The 17,879-nt window shown below is 36.6% G+C and carries 18 protein-coding genes; 13 read left to right on the plus strand and 5 right to left on the minus strand.

Translation table 11 applies throughout. The features are described from left to right. Positions 1-6: 6 nt before the first annotated feature. Together TDSAC_RS00155 and TDSAC_RS00160 are read left to right on the plus strand one after the other, a co-directional pair. Positions 7-666 carry a lytic transglycosylase domain-containing protein gene (locus TDSAC_RS00155; RefSeq protein WP_108307670.1) on the plus strand — a complete coding sequence of 220 codons (660 nt, stop codon included), beginning with the start codon at positions 7-9 and terminating at the stop codon, positions 664-666. A gap of 18 nt (positions 667-684) precedes the next feature. Further along, positions 685-2,664 carry a sensor domain-containing diguanylate cyclase gene (locus TDSAC_RS00160; RefSeq protein ID WP_108307673.1) on the plus strand — a complete coding sequence of 660 codons (1,980 nt, stop codon included), beginning with the start codon at positions 685-687 and terminating at the stop codon, positions 2,662-2,664. On the opposite strand, the gene TDSAC_RS00165 is transcribed toward TDSAC_RS00160, so the two are convergent. Continuing rightward, complete coding sequence (locus TDSAC_RS00165) at positions 2,661-3,803, minus strand: MFS transporter (protein WP_108307679.1); 1,143 nt, start codon at positions 3,801-3,803, stop codon at positions 2,661-2,663. The genes TDSAC_RS00160 and TDSAC_RS00165 overlap by 4 nt on opposite strands. A gap of 182 nt (positions 3,804-3,985) precedes the next feature. Between TDSAC_RS00165 and TDSAC_RS00170 the strand changes: the two genes are divergently transcribed. From TDSAC_RS00170 to TDSAC_RS00190, 5 genes are all read left to right on the plus strand, one after another. Beyond that, a complete protein-coding gene (locus tag TDSAC_RS00170) occupies positions 3,986-4,696 on the plus strand; it encodes an MORN repeat-containing protein (RefSeq protein WP_108307682.1) in 711 nt (236 codons plus the stop codon). A 151-nt stretch (positions 4,697-4,847) separates the two neighbouring features. Continuing rightward, the gene (locus TDSAC_RS00175) at positions 4,848-5,639 is read left to right on the plus strand and encodes an ATP-binding protein (RefSeq protein WP_108307684.1); all 792 of its coding nucleotides are present in this window, start codon (positions 4,848-4,850) and stop codon (positions 5,637-5,639) included. Then, the gene (cooS, locus tag TDSAC_RS00180; protein WP_108307686.1) at positions 5,596-7,479 is read left to right on the plus strand and encodes an anaerobic carbon-monoxide dehydrogenase catalytic subunit; all 1,884 of its coding nucleotides are present in this window, start codon (positions 5,596-5,598) and stop codon (positions 7,477-7,479) included. Before TDSAC_RS00175 ends, cooS begins: the two co-directional genes overlap by 44 nt. Positions 7,480-7,573: 94 nt before the next feature. Further along, the gene (locus TDSAC_RS00185) at positions 7,574-8,005 is read left to right on the plus strand and encodes an MOSC domain-containing protein (RefSeq protein ID WP_108307688.1); all 432 of its coding nucleotides are present in this window, start codon (positions 7,574-7,576) and stop codon (positions 8,003-8,005) included. Positions 8,006-8,024: 19 nt separating this feature from the next. Beyond that, on the plus strand, positions 8,025-8,477 hold the full coding sequence (locus tag TDSAC_RS00190) for an adenine deaminase C-terminal domain-containing protein (protein ID WP_108307690.1): 453 nt from the start codon (positions 8,025-8,027) through the stop codon (positions 8,475-8,477). 75 nt (positions 8,478-8,552) lie between these two features. Here TDSAC_RS00190 and TDSAC_RS00195 read toward each other — a convergent pair whose 3' ends face one another. Beyond that, complete coding sequence (locus TDSAC_RS00195) at positions 8,553-9,407, minus strand: MBL fold metallo-hydrolase (protein WP_108307692.1); 855 nt, start codon at positions 9,405-9,407, stop codon at positions 8,553-8,555. A gap of 18 nt (positions 9,408-9,425) precedes the next feature. On the opposite strand from TDSAC_RS00195, the gene TDSAC_RS00200 reads away from it, so the two are divergent. Next, a complete protein-coding gene (locus tag TDSAC_RS00200; protein WP_150130255.1) occupies positions 9,426-9,668 on the plus strand; it encodes a hypothetical protein in 243 nt (80 codons plus the stop codon). Positions 9,669-9,706: 38 nt separating this feature from the next. Then, a complete protein-coding gene (locus TDSAC_RS00205; protein ID WP_108307697.1) occupies positions 9,707-9,829 on the plus strand; it encodes a hypothetical protein in 123 nt (40 codons plus the stop codon). 290 nt (positions 9,830-10,119) lie between these two features. Here TDSAC_RS00205 and TDSAC_RS00210 read toward each other — a convergent pair whose 3' ends face one another. Then, positions 10,120-10,611: a hypothetical protein gene (locus TDSAC_RS00210; RefSeq protein WP_108307699.1), complete on the minus strand. Its 492-nt coding sequence runs from the start codon at positions 10,609-10,611 to the stop codon at positions 10,120-10,122. Positions 10,612-10,946: 335 nt separating this feature from the next. Between TDSAC_RS00210 and TDSAC_RS00215 the strand changes: the two genes are divergently transcribed. The 4 genes from TDSAC_RS00215 to TDSAC_RS00230 all read left to right on the plus strand — a co-directional run bounded on the left by TDSAC_RS00215 (position 10,947) and on the right by TDSAC_RS00230 (position 16,693). Continuing rightward, positions 10,947-12,242, plus strand: coding sequence for an MFS transporter (locus TDSAC_RS00215; RefSeq protein ID WP_321165935.1), 1,296 nt, complete (start codon positions 10,947-10,949; stop codon positions 12,240-12,242). 120 nt (positions 12,243-12,362) lie between these two features. Further along, on the plus strand, positions 12,363-12,650 hold the full coding sequence (groES, locus tag TDSAC_RS00220; RefSeq protein WP_108307704.1) for a co-chaperone GroES: 288 nt from the start codon (positions 12,363-12,365) through the stop codon (positions 12,648-12,650). Between the two features lie 15 nt (positions 12,651-12,665). Beyond that, the gene (groL, locus tag TDSAC_RS00225; protein ID WP_108307706.1) at positions 12,666-14,300 is read left to right on the plus strand and encodes a chaperonin GroEL; all 1,635 of its coding nucleotides are present in this window, start codon (positions 12,666-12,668) and stop codon (positions 14,298-14,300) included. Positions 14,301-14,506: 206 nt separating this feature from the next. Further along, on the plus strand, positions 14,507-16,693 hold the full coding sequence (locus tag TDSAC_RS00230; RefSeq protein ID WP_108307709.1) for a methyl-accepting chemotaxis protein: 2,187 nt from the start codon (positions 14,507-14,509) through the stop codon (positions 16,691-16,693). Positions 16,694-16,731: 38 nt separating this feature from the next. Here the strand turns inward: TDSAC_RS00230 and TDSAC_RS00235 are convergent, their stop codons facing one another. Together TDSAC_RS00235 and TDSAC_RS00240 are read right to left on the minus strand one after the other, a co-directional pair. After that, positions 16,732-17,217, minus strand: a complete 486-nt coding sequence (locus TDSAC_RS00235) for a methylated-DNA--[protein]-cysteine S-methyltransferase (RefSeq protein ID WP_108307712.1) — start codon at positions 17,215-17,217, stop codon at positions 16,732-16,734. Further along, positions 17,214-17,870: a hypothetical protein gene (locus TDSAC_RS00240; protein WP_108307714.1), complete on the minus strand. Its 657-nt coding sequence runs from the start codon at positions 17,868-17,870 to the stop codon at positions 17,214-17,216. The genes TDSAC_RS00235 and TDSAC_RS00240 overlap by 4 nt, the downstream gene beginning before the upstream one ends. Positions 17,871-17,879: the final 9 nt, after the last annotated feature.

Consider the following 17,879-nt stretch of genomic DNA (forward strand, 5'->3'; position numbering starts at 1 on the left):
GTTAGAATGAAAAGGGTGGTTCAGAAACAGGGGCTTGATATTTCAGGTTTGATATCTAGCTCTGGCTCTTTTAAAGAGGAGTATAGGACTGACTTTAAAAAGGTTTTAAGGGAAACTGAAAATTCAAAAAGTAAAAAGAATTTATCTAATGGCTCTTCTTCGAAATTTAGCGGTTTGATCTCATCTTCTGGTGCTGTGTTCTCATCAGAAATTAGTCCTACTTTATCCAACGTTGAGGATACTAACGCAAGCTTTAATAAAACTAAACTAAAAGAGGTCGCTTCAAGTGATTGGGAAAAGGAACTTCCAGAAATAGCTAATGAATATGGCATCAAGCCAAGCTTGTTAAAGGCAATAGTTTTAGCTGAATCTAACGGTAATCCAAATGCAGTTTCTCCTGATGGGGCAATGGGATTGGGACAACTTATGCCGTCTACTGCAAGAGGCTTAGGGGTTGAAAACCCATTTGATCCGATAGAGAATCTAAGGGGGACGGCTAAATATCTTTCCAGTTTATTAAAAACTTTTAAAAGCATAGACTTAGCGCTTGCAGCGTATAACGCTGGACCAGGTTCTGTTGAAAAATTTAACGGAGTACCTCCATATGCTGAAACCATAAACTATATCAGACGTGTTAAGAGTTTAATGGTTTCGGTTTCAGTTTAGACGCATTTAGGATAAAGTTTGAAGTTTATTACAAATTGTAACCTAAGGAGTATAAGGTGTAGGCTCTTAATAGTAATTGTAGTATCCTTTTTGATTCCATTTCTATTTTTTTTGTGTACTCTTTTTATCCAATACCAGGATGTGAAAAGTGATATTTCAAATGCCCTTGACTCTGTAACCGAAAGGTATAAAAGCACATTAGAGAACTTTATTTCAAGCGAATTCTATAAGCTTGAAATAATTTCTTCTATTGATAGTATAAAGAACGAATCTTTTGATTCAGAAACAGTGTTAAAGAATCTAAAGGGTTTATTTCCGGAAGCTCAAAATATTGCATATGCTAATATGTTTGGTCAAATTATATACTCTTCAAACAGCATAAAAGATGTTTCTGTAGCAGATAGAAGCTATTTTATAGATGCTATGAAAGGAGAGAAAGCGCTCTCAGGACTTCTTCTATTAAGGATAAGTAATAAAAAGGCAATAACGTTTGCTGTGCCGGTTTTTTCAGAAAAAAATTTTATAAGAGGTGTGATAATTGCAACAATTCCGCTTGAGACCTTATATAAGCTGATAAATCCTATAAATAGTTCACTAATCGGTAATGGTTATAATATTAGATTTGCTTTACTAGATCAGAACTCAAATGTTCTTGTTTCTTCCCCTGGGAATTCTTATCAATTTACAAGAAATGATTACAAGAGCTTTTTATTAAATCCTATTAATTTTTTATCGCTTATATTTTTTGACAGGTGGCTTGGCAGTGAAGTAAGATTGGCAGGTACTGGATGGTCTATTTATTGTGCCATATCCTCTTTTTCTTTCTTAAGCATTATAAAATTAACATTTTTTGGAGTACTATTTAGCTTGTTTGTACTTCTAATGTTACTATTGTTTAGTTATTTTTTTGTTTATAAAGAAGTATCAAAACCCCTTAAAGTCCTTGAAAAAGTTTTTAATGATACAAAAAAGGACGTCAGAGAGATAGATTCTATAGATTCAGAAAAGTTTACTTTAGAGTTTAAGCAACTTTTTAATAATATTGTAAACATCTGGACACAATTAGATAAAAAGGATAAAGAGCTAGAAGCTGTTAATAAGGAATTAAGATCTGCAGAAAGAAGATATAGGGCCTTAGTTGACAACTCGCTTACTGGAATATTTATGCTTGCGCCTGACTTTACCTTTAGATATGCAAACGTACAATTTGCAAGTATTTTTGGCTACTCTATTGCAGAACTTTTGGTAAAATCTCTACTTGATCTGTTTACTCAGGATGGGCAAGAGGCAATAAAGTCTGCTGTTACTGATGAAGGTACAATTAAGGGCAATCGTTTTCATTCTATAATTACAGGCCTTCATAAAAACGGCAACTTAATATATTTAGAAATACTTTTGACATATTTACTTGATGATGACGGTATTTATCTTTTTGGCACAGCGGCAGATGTTTCTGACAAAGTTGAATATCAGAGAAATCTTGAATTTTTAAGTTATAGAGACTCTCTTACAGGAATATACAATAGAAGATTTTTTGAAGAGGAGTTAGCTAAGCTTAGTATTTCAAGACTAAGAAGAAAAGTTGCAATAGTTGTGGTTGATATTGACTGCTTAAAATGGGCAAACGATAGGATAGGGCACGCAGAAGGAGATAACCTAATAATTCGTACAGCTCGTTTATTAGAAAGTATTTTTAAAGAACTTGGAGAAGTGTGTAGAATTGGTGGAGATGAATTTGCGGTAATTTGTATTGATTATAGAAACGACGATTTAAACAAAGCCATAGATAGGCTAAAAAAAGTTTCCGGCTTAACTGAAGGCGAACATGTGCCTTTATATCTCTCTTTTGGCGTGGCATTTGGACACGTGCCTGGAGATGATATGCAAGAGATCTTTAGAAAAGCTGACGATGCGATGTATTTGGACAAGGGTTCACATCACGAAGCTGTATATAATGTGTTAAAAACATATGTAAAGGAACGAGACATAGAATCTTAGTCCTTTGGTAGGCAAAAGGATAAGGGTACGGCTATAAGAGGTATTATAGCTATCGCATAAAACGCAGAAATTAGCCCAAAACTGTCTGCTAATACTCCTAATAAAGGTGCAATTATACCTCCCACGCTAACAGCAAGTCCTATTGTTATCCCCGATGCTAAACCCATGCTATTTGGAAGATATTTTTGACCAAGAACTACCATTGGACTAAACGCCATATATACTGCAAAGCCTATAGGCAATAGAAATATCATTGCCAAAACCTGATTGTTTATAAAAGGAAAAGCAAGAAGGGCTGGTAAAAGTAAAATAAAGCCAGATCTTACGATATTGACGTATCCTAATCTATCAGCTAAATTGCCACCCAAAATTGTTCCAATTGTCCCCATTAAAAAGAAAATAGTTAATGCAATGCTTCCTTCGGTTTGTGAAGCGTGATAATGATGTATCCAAAAGAGAGGAATAAATGTATTTAATCCGAAGAATATACCAGACCTACAAAAGACTATCATCGTTAATATAAAAAATGCTTTAATCTGATTTTTTGTATTTTTTGCCCAAAGAGTTTTAGTTTCTTTTGGGCTTTGGAGTATTTTATCAAAAAATGGGATGTGAGGTAGAAGTATAATTGCCATAAATAGGCTTAAGAAAAATAAAATAATAGTAGCATGAAACCCAAAATTTAGTATTGATACAGTAGCAATAATTGGTCCAAATGCATATCCGCCATTGCCACCAAGCGCAAATAGTGAAAGCCCGCTTGCCTTTTTTTGACCTGCCAGCTTGTTCGCTAAGAGAGCGCCCTCAGGGTGAAACATTGCCACGCCAAGACCACTTATAGAGATAATAAAAAACAATATTAAGTAATTTGGTATATAACTTGAAAGGCCGATGCCAAATCCCGCCAAAAAAATTCCAAGTATCATCATCCATGCCTTTGCATGCTTGTCTGCCATTACTCCAAAAATTGGTTGAACTACAGAAGACAAAAAATTAGCAGCGAAAATAAGTCCTGCAGCAGCTGCATAGTTCAGACCGTGATACGATATCATGAATGGCAATAAAGCGGGAAGAGCGCCCTGATTTAGATCGGTGAAGAGGTGACCCATTGTTAGCAAGAAAAGGTATCTATAGTTCATTTAAAACCTCCATGATAACAACTGGTTTTTTATATACTACTGTATTATATAACTTATTTCTAAAACTTTTTATATGTTAAATTTTTTATTTAACCTCAGTATTAAAAAATTTGTTATACTAAAAAAATCTTTAGTGTAACTGCGTTATGAAATTTGAGAACGTGAATTGAAAGGGGATACTTATGGAGAACAGCGCTAATGAAAAAATTGTATTTGAAAATGGAGCAATTTATGAAGGGACTACTTTAAATAATGAACCTCATGGTAAAGGCAAATTAGTTTATGTTGATGGCACAATCTACGAAGGAGATTTTGTTCAGGGCAAAAGACATGGGAGAGGTAGAATAATATGGCTTACTGGCGATGAATATGATGGTGAATGGGCGAATGATAGGATAAATGGCTACGGCATCTTTACTTTTCACGATGGGAGACAATATGTTGGAGAATGGAAGGATGATAAAGAGAACGGCTATGGAAGGCTTAGCTTCCCTGATGGGCGCTACTATGAAGGGGATTGGGTAGAAGGCAAAAAGCAGGGAAAGGGAGAATTTTCATGGCCTGATGGAACTTTCTATATAGGCGAATTTTATCATGACCACTTTAATGGTCAGGGTATATTTTGTCAGGCTGACGGCACGAGATTTGCAGGAACGTTTAATATGAACAGGACTGAGGGTAGAGCTGTGGTTACCTATTCGGATGGTTCCTGGTATGCAGGTGGCTATTTTAATGGTAAAAGACATGGATTCGGCGTGCTGGTTTTACCAGATATGACAAGATATGTGGGGGAGTGGAAAGAAGATTTAAAACATGGCGAGGGCAAACTTGTCACTCCTGATGGAGGGATTGAAAGTGGTGTCTGGGAAGAGGACGAGTTAGTAGAAAAATAATTCTTCAAATTTAATTTTACAATTATATAAAATTTTTATAACTTAATAATATTTATTAATTTATATTTTAATCTTTTATATATAAAGTTATTGGTATAATAATTCATAATCTAAGCTAGTATTATAGGATTTACCCAAAGGAGGGTAAACTTTGAAGATTGCTGTAGCTGGTAAAGGCGGGGTAGGGAAGACTACTGTTTGTGCGTGGTTTGCTGATTATCTCTCTCGGCAGGGAAAAGATGTGCTCTTGATAGATGCCGATTCAAATGCGACACTTGGTCTTGCTTTAGGGTTTTCTGAAGGTCAATTGCCAATTCCTATATCAGAAGAGTTAGAGTTGATTAATTCCAGAGTGGGGAGCGGTATTATAAATCTAAATCCAAAAGTAGAGGATATCCCTGAAAGATACTGTGTTACAAAAGACAATATTAAGTTATTGATACTTGGTGGAATAAAGGCAGCAGGTAGTGGATGTTCTTGTAGTGCTAATGCTTTTCTCAAAGCCCTTCTCGCGCACATATTGCTCGAGAGAGACGAAATAATTTTGGTAGATCTGGAGGGGGGGATCGAACATTTAGGTAGAGGTACAGTAGAGGGTATGGATGCTTTAATAGTTGTTAGTGAACCAACATTTATAAGTTTTAAGACAGCAAAAAGTATATCTTTAATGGCATCTGAACTTGGATTAACAAAAAAATTTCTTATCTTTAATAAAGTATCTCAGGTCAATCTTAAGTTTGATGCTTTTGATTACTTTGATAGAGTAAATTATATAGATTTTCTTCCAGATCTTGTAAGAGTCAGCGTTTCCAATTCGTGTATCTTAGATATTGAGCAAAGAAAATATTGCGATACTGTTTTTTCTGATATATTTAAATTTTTGAATAAGGAGGACCAAAATGGCAAGAAGCCAGGAAGAGATCGAAGAGTTAAGTATCTGTAAAGATGCTCAGATTATGATCGAAAAGGCCGAAAAGGACGGCGTTGTTACTGTTTGGGATAGGTTTAAAGCTCAGCAACCACAGTGTACATTTTGTAAGCAGGGCCTTTCATGTAGAAATTGCTCTATGGGGCCCTGTAGAATAGTACCTGGTAAAGCAAGAAGTCTTGGCGTATGTGGTGCTAATGCAGATACAATTGTGGCGAGAAATTTTGGCAGGGGCGTTGCAGCTGGCGCTGCGGCTCACTCTGATCATGGAAGGGATCTACTCGAAACCCTTGATGCGGTTGCAAACTCAGAAACGCAAAGCTATGAGATTAGAGATGTAGATAAGCTTCTAAGGATAGCCAAGGAATTAGGCATTAATACGGAGGGGAAAGAGACTCTGCAAGTAGCAAAGGATCTATCCAGCACACTTTTTGATGAGTTTGGTATAAAGAAGGGTAATATTGGGTTTACTATGAGGGTGCCAGAGGTAAGGAGAAAGCTTTGGGAATCCCTGACTATATCGCCAAGAGGCGTTGATCGTGAAGTGGTAGAAATGATGCACAGAACTCATATGGGAGTAGATCAAGATCCTGTAAGTTTGCTCTTACATGCGGCAAGAGTATCGCTGTCTGATGGTTGGGGCGGTTCAATGGTTGCAACAGAGCTATCTGATATCCTTTTTGGCACCCCTAAGCCTGTAGAGTCAAAAGTTAACCTGGGAGTTCTTAAAGAAGACGAAATCAATATACTCGTTCATGGGCACAGCCCTATAGTTTCAGAGGCAGTCTTAACTGCAGTTAGGGATAAAAATAACATTGAGAGGGCAAGGGCTGCAGGCGCAAAGGGTATAAATCTGGCAGGTCTTTGCTGCACTGGCAACGAGCTTTTAATGAGACAGGGTATACCGATGGCTGGAAATCACCTTATGACAGAGTTGGCTATCGCTACAGGCGTCGTAGAATTAGTCATAGTAGATTATCAGTGTATAATGCCAGGCCTGATACCCGCTATGAATTGTTATCATACCAAAATGGTTACTACCTCTCCAAAGGCGAAATTTCCAGGAGCTGAGCATGTAGAGTTTAGCGTAAAGAACGCTCGAACGCAGGCGCAAAAGCTCGTTGAAATGGCAATTGAGCTCTATAAGAAGAGGGATAAAAACAGAGTCTTAATTCCTGTTGAACCTGTTTCAATGATGAGCGGTTTTTCAAACGAGGCAATATTGGAGGCTTTAGGCGGTTCCCTTGCTCCACTTCTTGATGCTATAAAGTCAGGGAAAATAAGAGGAGTTGCAGGGCTTGTTGGATGTAATAATCCGAGAAGGAAACACGATTATTGTCACGTAACTCTTACAAAGGAATTAATAAAAAATGATATTCTGGTTTTAGGAACGGGCTGTTCTGCTGTAGCTATGGGAAAAGCAGGACTTTATATGCCTGAAGCAGCATCACTTGCTGGTACTGGTTTGAGCTCAGTCTGTAAGGCTCTTAATATACCTCCTGCACTTCATGTGGGAAGCTGCGTAGACAATTCAAGAATATTGCACCTTTGCGGTTTGGTGGCAAAAGAGCTTGGCGTCGATATCTCTGATCTTCCCGTGGCAGGATCAGCGCCTGAGTGGTATTCGGAAAAGGCACTCTCTATTGGGCTTTATTTTGTAGCAAGCGGTGTTTATACTGTCTTAGGAGTGACTCCAAACATTACTGGAAGCAAACTCGTCACGGATCTGGCACTTAATGGCTTGACTAACGTAGTCGGTGCCTGTTTTGCAGTGGATACTGATCCGCATAAGATGGCAGAACTGATGATTAATCACATAAACAAGAAGAGAAAGAAGCTTAATCTTCCTGTATAAATTTTATAAATTATAAAAAGGCCACTTTAGTGGCTTTTTTATAAGTCTAATAATTAAGTTTATAAATAAACTATCCTATTTAAGGAGATTAATTATGGGAAAAATATTGTCTATAAATGTTAGCAAGAAAAAGGGCGATATTAAAAAACCAGTTAATGAAGTTTTATTGGTAAAAAATTTTGGGATTAAAGGCGATGCACATTTTGGCTTTGGTCACAGACAAGTTAGCCTTTTAAGCATATTTAGTCTAGATAGAGCTAGAGAAAAAAATAAGGACTTGAATTTTGGAGATTTTGCAGAAAATTTTACTGTTGATATAGATCTAAGCACACTTACAATAGGAACAAAATTGAAATTGGGCAATTCTATAATATCTATTAGTCAAATTGGAAAAGAGTGCCACACAAAGTGTGCAATCTATAATAGAATAGGTGACTGCATAATGCCAAAGGAGGGTTATTTTGCATCGGTAGAAGAGGGAGGTATAGTAAGAGTTGGTGATACAATTGAAATATTGTTAAATTAAGATAATCTAGAGGCAAGTAATGCTTGACGTTGCAATTAATAACTGTTTTATACCAGACTTTGAAAGAAATATATTTATTAAAGCCTCTGTTGGCATAAGAGAAAATCTAATTTCATATAACACTCTTAATCATTATGGCTTAAATATTTACTCTCAAGTCAAAGAGGGAAGTTTCGCCAACCTTGTTTTATTTAAGGATTTTAAAGAATTTGAGATTTGTAAGGTAATAGTTAACGGTAAAATAATAGACAATTTTAATACAAAGCAAAAAAGATTTTCAAAAGCATTTCTTAACTCCTTAGAGGGGGGGCTTGTATACTTTGATGGAGAATATTTTACACAAGTAGTATTGCCTCTTGCTGGTATATTATCAAACTTAGATGAAGACAATTTAATTTCTGAATTGGGCAGGTTGAACGCTATTGTTAAAAAAAATGGCTGTAAGCTAAGCGAGATCTGTTTGGCACGCTAAGCTTTATGGCGCTTGAAGTAATTGATCATGTAAAGCTCACTGTCAATGGGCTTTTTAATGCCGATAAGTTTGAGCTTATTTAACCCTTTCCCAATAAACCCTTGCGTTTTCTAAAAAGAAGTCAACCTTATTTACCCTGGTAAGAGCGCTCAGGTGGCTCTTTATAACAGTTACTGCAATCCAATACTGAGCAAGAGAATTGTCTATTTCAAGTGATGATAAGACGTCTGATATTATCTCTTCAGTTGAGCAGGGAGATTCCAAAAGCTTTAGGATAAGGTCATCTATCTCGTTAATCTTCTCTATATGATATTCTATCTCTTCTGTTGCCTCCCTTTTAGACAGGATCTTGCCATGACCTGGAACAAGGTAATCAAATTCAATGCTGCCGATTCTCTTAAGAGACTGTTTTACTAGTAAAGGGTCGATGGAATATGGCAATGGAAATGTTTTCCACAGTTCCTTTGTGTATAGCGCATCGCCTGTGAAAAAAATTTTATCGGATGTAAGATAGCCCACCTGAGATATAGAATGGCCTGGCAGGGGGACTACTGTAATTCCTGGATAAAAAAAGTTCTCGCTGTATATATCGACTTTGCATGGAATGCCTTTCATAAGAGAGCTGACCATTGCATCGGGAGGTATGGCCCAGCTAAAAGTTGCCCTTACGTTTATTTCCGGATTTTCTACGAAGATACACTCTTCTTTGGGGGCCACTACCTTTGTTCCTTTTCCTCTAAATAAAAAGGCCATTCTGAAGTGATCTGCGTGTCCATGAGTTAAAAGCAAATATTGTGGGTTTATCTTTTTGTGATTGTGCATCTCCCATGGAGTATCTATCATGCAGTTTTCATAAAATCCACAGTTTACAGGACCCCGTATGTATGATGTCTTTCCTTTAATCGTTTCTATAAGAAATTTCTCATCCATTTTTTTATTATATCAAATATGGAAGATCCTAACTCTTCTTGTCAGATAAGGTTATTGAGACCTTTAGCGCAAAAAGAGTCAGCATCCTGGTCGGGACCATGTGAAAACGGTTTAACGAATGGCGAAGGAATCTTTATTATTTATGACAAAAATGGAAACGAATTTTATAAGTATTCTGGGTTTATAAAAAACGGTGTGCGAGAAGGGTATGCAACAATTGAGACTCCAAACTATAAAACTATAAATATGAAGGAAATTTAAAAGACTGCGTTTTTGACGGCTTTGGCAAGGTCGAATATTTGAACAAAAATTCAAACGTTGTTTTATATGAAGGTGAGTTTAAAAGAGGCTTTTACAACGGAAAGGGTTCGATAAAATATAAAGATGGCAGCGTTTATACGGGCGAGTTTAAAATGGTTTAAGAGATGGCTATGGAACCTTTAGGAACTCTAAGGGTAAAATTATTTATGAGGGTTTTTGGAAAGAGAACGTGTTTTTAGGCAAATAAAAGTTTGCAATATTGACTTTGCACAGAAATATTTTTGGTTGCTTAAAAGTTATGAGTGCTCAATTTCAAAGTTTATCTTTTTTATAACGTCTTTGTAAAAATCATTGGGTGTAACGCTAAATACCTCAGTAAAGGCTCTGCTCCAGGATACGTTTTCGTGCATAAGTCTATATGCTTCTTGAATTTTCGAAAAATTATCCACTGCTAAGTGAAGAACCATAAGAGTGGCAAGAGAGTATACAGGAACTTTTTTGACATGCAATCTCTCCAGGTAATTTCATTTAAAGTTTCTGGGTTTGGCAAAGAGTTATTGGTTAACTTTACGTACACGTTCAGTCTTGCAAGCGGGCCTTGAAACGCTATCTCTTTTGAAATAACACCAGCTTTTACTTGGGCAATGTACCTGAATGCTTCTGCGGTTCCCTCTTCAAACCATATTGGCACATTTGTTTGTTTTCCATACTGTCTGAATCTGGTGAAAGATCTCGTGCGGAAGGCCCCGAATGCTTCTACTTTATACTTGCCAAGCCTATCAGAGCTTCTGATTATAACGATAGGCTCTTTTGTGGAGCTTTCCCCTCCTGTTATGCTTGCTTCCTTTTCTGCTAAGGCCTCTGAATAATGAAAGTACTCAATTAAAGCATTTTTATAGTCTTCTTTACCACTTGTTAAGACAACATTTATTCTGTCGTTCAATACTAGCCATAATCCTTGATAATCTCGCTGGTGATATTAAGTGCTGAATTTATATTATCAATTTATTTATAATTGACTCCAGATCTTATTATCAAATGGAAAATATCAGCTCTTGCTATTCCATTAAGAGGAGTAAATAATAGAAAAATAAAGAAGAGTATTGCAAAAAAATATGTCTTTTCATATTCTCTCCTTAAATAAAGAATTTGGTGTATGCATATTATATACCTAAAGATTTAATAACTTAATAAATCAAGTGTATAAATTTGGTTTTAAATTTCTATACCTTTTTGCTATATAATACGTAATACTAATTTTCAAGGGAGGTTTTGGTGTTGGACAGAAGTCAATTGGATGATATGTTAAAAAGAACATTGAGTAGAAGGTATTTCAACGTCATTTTACCATTGTTTATTGCTTCTGTATTGGCGTTTCTAGATCGTCTCAATTTGAGTTACGCTGCACTAACTATGAATAAGGCTTTAGGTTTTTCACCTGAGGTTTTCGGCTTTGGTGCGGGTATTCTGTTTTGGGGATATATAATTTTTGAAGTTCCTGGTGCAATATTTGCAGCAAAGTGGAGCGCGTCAAAATGGATTGTAAGAATTCTTATCACCTGGAGTATAGCTACGACTTTGATGATGTTTGTTAGGACTCCGATTGAATTTTATATTATTAGGTTTTTAATAGGGGCTGCTGAAGCAAGCTTTTATCCAGTGTGTTATGCCATCTTTTTTCCAAGGTGGTTTGCGCCAAATGAAAGAGCCAGAGCAATTTCTATTATGCTCACCTCTCTACTGGTTGCAAGTATTATTGGATCTCCATTAGCGGGCATTATAATTGGGACATCAATGTTTAATTTAGTTGGATGGCAGCTTTTATTTCTTGTAGAGGGTTGCTTGTCGCTTCTTCTTGGTATAGTTTTATGGTTTTGGCTCAAAGATTGGCCTAAAGATGTAAGTTGGTTAACAGATGAAGAAAAACTTCTATTTTCTGATCTTTATCAGCATGAAATAACCGCTAAAAACAAGGTAAGAAAATACACATTGTGGGAAGGTCTCAAAGATCCTGAGGTTCTAAAGCTTGGTTTTATATATTTCATGTGGATAGTAGGCTTTTGGGGTTTTGGATTTTGGTTGCCCACTGTTTTGAAATCGGTTTCAGGCTTATCTAACGCAAATGTTAGTTTTTTGGTTACAATACCAATGGTGCTTTCTCTAATAGGATTTTTAATTGTTGGAAATTCGTCTTCTAAAAGTGGTGAAAAGAGATATCATGTAGCACTGCCGCTATTTGTAGGAGCTATAGGTTTAGCTGGTATAGCACTAACTACTGATCCAATTTTAAACTTTGTTTTTATTAACCTTGCTGCAATAGGCGTATATAGTGGAATGGGAGTTTGGTGGTCTGTTCCTACTACCTTTTTGTCAGAAACTGCAGCTGCAGGTGCAATTGGTTTGATTAATTCTATTGGAAATATAGGAGGATGGGTAGGTCCATTTTTAATTGGAATTATAAAAAGTTATACAGGATCGTATACACTGGCATATTTGTTTTTAGCTTTGTGTTTAATTGTATCTGGAATATTAATTTTTACTCTGTCAAAAAAACGTCCAACTGACTACCTTTAAATCTTAAAAATATCTGTTTTTGCCTCTTGACATTTAATGCTTAGATAATATAATATTCTGTTGTTAGTATTCATCTTAAGTGAGTGCTAACAATTGTTAAAAACTTATGGAGGTGATTCTATGAATCTTAAACCATTGGGCGATCGCATAATTGTAGAGCCTGTGGAAGCTGAAGAGAAAACTTTATCGGGTATTGTATTGCCAGACACTGCAAAAGAAAAACCACAAGAAGGAATCGTAGTAGCGGTTGGGCCAGGAAGGATTCTTGACAATGGAACGAGGGTTCCGCTGGAGGTAAAAGTAGGAGACAGAGTTGTGTTTGCCAAGTATGGTGGTACAGAGATTAAGATTAACTCAAAGGATTATCTAATCCTTTCAGAACGCGATATATATGCTATTAAAGGATAATCAGGAGGTGAATTTATGGCTGCTAAAATGATAGCATTTGATGAAGAGGCAAGGAGAGCTCTTGAAAAGGGCGTAAACGCTGTTGCTGATGCTGTAAAGGTGACTTTAGGACCAAAAGGAAGAAATGTGGTATTGGAAAAAAAGTGGGGATCGCCTACCATTACTAATGATGGTGTAACCATTGCCAAGGAAATTGAATTAGAAGATCCATATGAAAATATGGGAGCCCAGCTTTTGAAAGAAGTTGCTTCTAAGACTAATGATATAGCGGGTGATGGAACAACAACTGCGACTGTTCTAGCCCAGGCTATGGTTCAGGAAGGCCTTAAGATGGTTGCAGCAGGTGCTTCTCCTCTTTCAATTAAGAGAGGCATAGAAAAAGCTGTAGAAGTAGTAATACAAGAGATTAAAAAAATGAGCTTACCCGTTGAGACAAAAGAGGCTATTGCACAGGTGGCGACCATTTCGGCCAACGATAGGTTTATTGGTGAAAAGGTTGCTGAAGCGATGGACAAGGTTGGAAAAGATGGCGTAATAACTGTAGAAGAGTCAAAGGGTATTGAAACCAGCGTTGATATAGTTGAGGGTATGGAGTTTGATAAAGGTTATGTTTCCCCATATCTGGTTACCGATCCTGAAAGAATGGAAGCAGAGCTTGATGAACCATATATCTTAATTACCGATAAAAAGATAAGTGTCTTAAAAGATATCTTGCCCATTCTTGAAGAGATAGCTAGAAATGGCAAACCAATGCTTATTATTGCCGAGGATTTAGAAGGTGAAGCACTTGCAACGATCGTTGTGAACAAGCTTAGAAAAACCCTGAATGTGGTTGCTGTAAAGGCACCTGGTTTTGGAGACAGAAGAAAGGCTATGCTTCAGGATATAGCGATACTCACTGGCGGAGATGTGATATCAGAAGATGTAGGTTTGAAACTTGAAAATACCAAGATTGAGAACCTTGGAAGAGCTGAAAAGGTAAAGGTTACAAAGGAAAAGACTACAATAATTAATGGTAAAGGTTCCGTTGAGGCTATTAAAGGAAGAATAGCTCAGATTAAAAAAGAAATTGAGCAGACAGATTCCAATTATGACAGAGAAAAACTCCAAGAGCGTTTGGCTAAGCTTTCAGGAGGAGTAGCTGTAATCAAAGTAGGAGCTGCTACAGAAACCGAGCTTAAGGAAAAGAAACATCGTATGGAAGACGCTCTTTCAGCTACTCGTGCTGCAGTCGAAGAAGGCATTGTTCCTGGCGGCGGCGCAACCCTGATACACGCTTTGAAAGCTCTTGACAACTTGCAGTTTGATGGTGAGGAAAAAGTAGGGCTTGACATCGTAAAGAAAGCGCTTCAGGTTCCTTGCAAGCAAATAGCTTCAAATGCTGGTTTTGAGGGTTCAGTTGTTGTAGCAAGACTGAAGGAAGAGAAGCCGGGCATTGGATTTGATGCTTCCAACGGAACTTATGTGGATATGGTTAAGAGTGGTATTGTGGATCCTGCAAAGGTAACGCGTTCAGCAGTTCAGAATGCTGCGTCAATTGCAGGTATGATACTTACTACAAATACTCTTGTTGCTGATAAACCCAAGAAAGAATCGGCTCCAGCAGCCCCTGGCGGAATGGGCGGAATGGGCGGAATGGGAGACTTCTAAAAGTTGTTTGGATAGTATCTTTAATAGTGTGCCCCTCCAGTGATGGAGGGGTTTTTATTTTATTTGTAAAATTTAATAACTTGTAATTGAGTTATAATGATAATAAAAAAATTTTTTTACTTTTGATATATAATATTATTATAAAAGTAATTTATCCTAGAAATAGTTATTATTACATTATATTTTGCTTTAAAGGGGGCAAGTAGATGAAAAAGTTCTTTAAATTTTTTTTAGATCTATCTTTAAGAAAGAAATTAGGGTTTTCTGTTTTTGTAAGTTTTCTTGTTTTTGGCCTATTTCTGTCGGGTGGGGGCCTGTTGCAGCTAAGAAATGCTTTCAATATCTCTGCAAACTATGACGTAAAGACCCTTTATGACGGTGCAAGCATGCTTCTTGATAGCGACATTTTAGCAGCAAAGCAGATGGCTATATTACTTTCAAAAGAACCAGACGTAGTTTCTGCGATAAAGTCAAACAATATGGCACAACTTCAAACTATTTTGGTTAATTATGTAAAGGATCATCCAGGATTTTTTGTTACGGTTGTGAACACTCAGGGACAGGTTTTGATGAGAGGGCACGATCCTGAAAGGAGACTTGATATATTAAAAGAGGCAGTTGAAGTAGATAAGGCTCTTAAGGGAGAGGTGGTAGCAGGAATTTCCAAAGGCAATGTTAGTGGTCTTTCTATTAGAGCGGGTGCCCCTATAAAAGACGAAACGGGTAGGATCATTGGTGCAGTTTCGACAGGTATGATGATATCCGGATCTACCTCCATCGTGGATCAAATTAAAGAAAAGATGGGCGCAGAAGCGACGTTTTTTGATAATGACACGCGAGTAAGCACTACTCTCACAAAACAAGATGGATCTAGGGCTATTGGAACAAAGATGGACAATCCAAAGGTCATAGATACAGTTTTAAAGGAAGGTAAACCCTTAGAGATTAGGAATACTTTATTTGGCAAACCTTACTATTCGTATTATGCTCCATTGAAAGACGTAGACGGTAAAATAATAGGGATGTTTTTTGTAGCAAAAAGTGCTGAATTTTATAATTCTCAATTGTTTAACTTCACTTTAATTCAATTTGGCCTTAATTTGCTCGCAATAATAATTGGTATGGTTCTTCTTTTGTTTGCCTTGGAAATATTCTTGATGAAGCCTATATATAAGACTGTTGACGGAATAGAGAGAATAGCAAGAGGGGATATTAGTACTAAAATGCAGCGAGTATACGAAGACGAAATGGGAACTATTGCAAAATCCATTGAAAAAATGAGGCAGAGCCTTGTAAGCATCATTTCTAACATTAACTCTTCATCAGATGAAATTTTAAAGATCTCTGAACAACTCTTAAAAGTGTCGGATTCTGTATCATCTGCAGCAAAGGAGGCATCCAGGACTTCTGAAGGAACCGCAAAGGGCGTAGAGAACCTGTCTAATATTGCACAGAAGTTGACAAATAGCGCTCAGGTACTCATGAGGGGTATTACTGCAATTGCAAAGGGAGCAGAAGAGCAAGCTACAAACGCCTCTTCAATTGCGGAAAGCGTTGCAAACATTGCAAAGAATACTGATACCTTTCAGAAGGCTTCGTTAGGGGTTAATAACCTTGCTAACACTGTTGATAAAAAAGCTAAAAACGGTCACGAGATACTTACAAAGAGAGAAGAATTGGCAGAGAGGATTGCAAAAGCAGTTGACGATTTGTCCAAAAATATTGGTATTCTCGATCAAAGATCTGATGATATTGGAAAAATTGTTGACTTAATTTCAAATATAGCTGATCAGACAAATCTCTTGGCTTTAAACGCTGCTATTGAGGCAGCAAGAGCTGGAGATGCAGGAAGGGGGTTTGCTGTTGTTGCTGATGAAGTTAGAAAACTTGCAGAAGAGTCTCAGAAAGCAGCAAACGAAATAGCTAACTTGATTAACGAAACTAGAAGAGAAACTAAAGCTGCATCAGCTTCTATGACAGAGGCGCTCTCAGAAGTAGATGCTGGGAGGTCTCTGTCTTCAGAGGTTATGGAATCCTTTAATTTGATTACTGTCAACATTGCAGGACTTTTGAAGCAGATAACAAGAGCTAGAGAGAGCGCAAATGAGGTTATAAATGGCATAAAAAATATTGAGGCGAATGTCAGTAATCTTGCTGCTCTTTCAGAAGAGTATTCAGCTAGTGCTAATGAGATGAACGATGCTGCCCTGGAAGTTCAAAAAGAAGTTGAAAACGTTGCTGCAATTGCAGAAGAGAGTGCTGCATCTACAGAAGAAATCTGTGCCACCACTCAGGAGCAAACTGGAATGATGGAACAACTTAAGGTGATTTCGGCTTCTCTTAAGGAAAAAGTAGAAGGACTTGATAAAGAAGTAGATAAGTTTAAACTCTAAAGTTAAGAAAAAATTAAAACACTTTTAGAAGGGGCTTTTCAAGAAGCCCTTTCTAAATTTAAAAGATATGATTTAATTATAAGGAATTCGCTGTTTTTACCAAAAAACCCACCCATATCCTTTTTTGAAACAACTCTATGACAGGGGACAATAATAGGAAGTACATTTTTTCGACAGGTACTTCCCACTGCTCTTGCGGCAGAAGGCATTTTGATTTCAATTGCAATATCAGAATATGTTTTAACATCTGCGTATTCTATGCATAATATTCTATCCCAAATTAATTTTTGAAATTCAGTGCCCAAAAGTTTAAATTTAATATTGAATTTTTTTCTTTTTCCGTTTAAATATTCAGCTAATTGTGTTATCTCGTCATTTAAAATTAAATCATTTCTTACTGGTCTAAACTTTTCAAAAAAATATAAAAAACTAGTATCATTTAGAAAAACCCTTGTAATAAATTCGTCTTCTTTTATTAGATATATATTTGAATATTTGTATGGCAGGCAAGAAAAGCAAATCATTTGAGAAGTTTTATCAGTTTAATTTTGAAGCCAACCCTTTTGTCTGATTTTATTTTTGCTATAAACAAAACAGAGCTATCAGTTTTGTACATGAAATTTGCCCCCGATATAAAGGCAGCACCAGTGTTGTCTTCTATTACAGTATCTGATTTTGTGGTTAGAGCGCCCCAAATATCGCTTGTATTTGTTGGCCTTGCCCATCCAAGAAATCTAGCTTTTAGCCTGACAAATTTATTTGCAAATTTTTCTGGATTGTCATGTATATCTTTTATTGTTACCAAAGGTATGTCATCTGCTGGTGATATATAGACATCGTACGTAATGGGTTTTGAACTTTCTTTATTTGACTTAACAACTATCTTTGTGTTTGAGATCACGTCAGAAATTGTTTTGAAATAGTAGATTTTACTGGCAGACAAATTTTCTTCCCTTGTTAATTCTATGAGATTTTTATCGTAATCTATCGAAAAATTACTACTATCTTGTTCATTGATTCTAATTTCAAAGTATTCTCCTGGCAAAACAAGATTTATTTCCCCTTGCTTGAGTAAAAAATCGTTTTGAGATATGTTGCTGAAACTAAATTCTGCGTATGAAGTTCTTGTAAAAGCTAACAACGTTAAAATTAAAAAAATAAATACAAACCTTTTCATAAATCCTCT

The organism is Thermodesulfobium acidiphilum, assembly GCF_003057965.1.
Classification (GTDB): domain Bacteria; phylum Thermodesulfobiota; class Thermodesulfobiia; order Thermodesulfobiales; family Thermodesulfobiaceae; genus Thermodesulfobium; species Thermodesulfobium acidiphilum.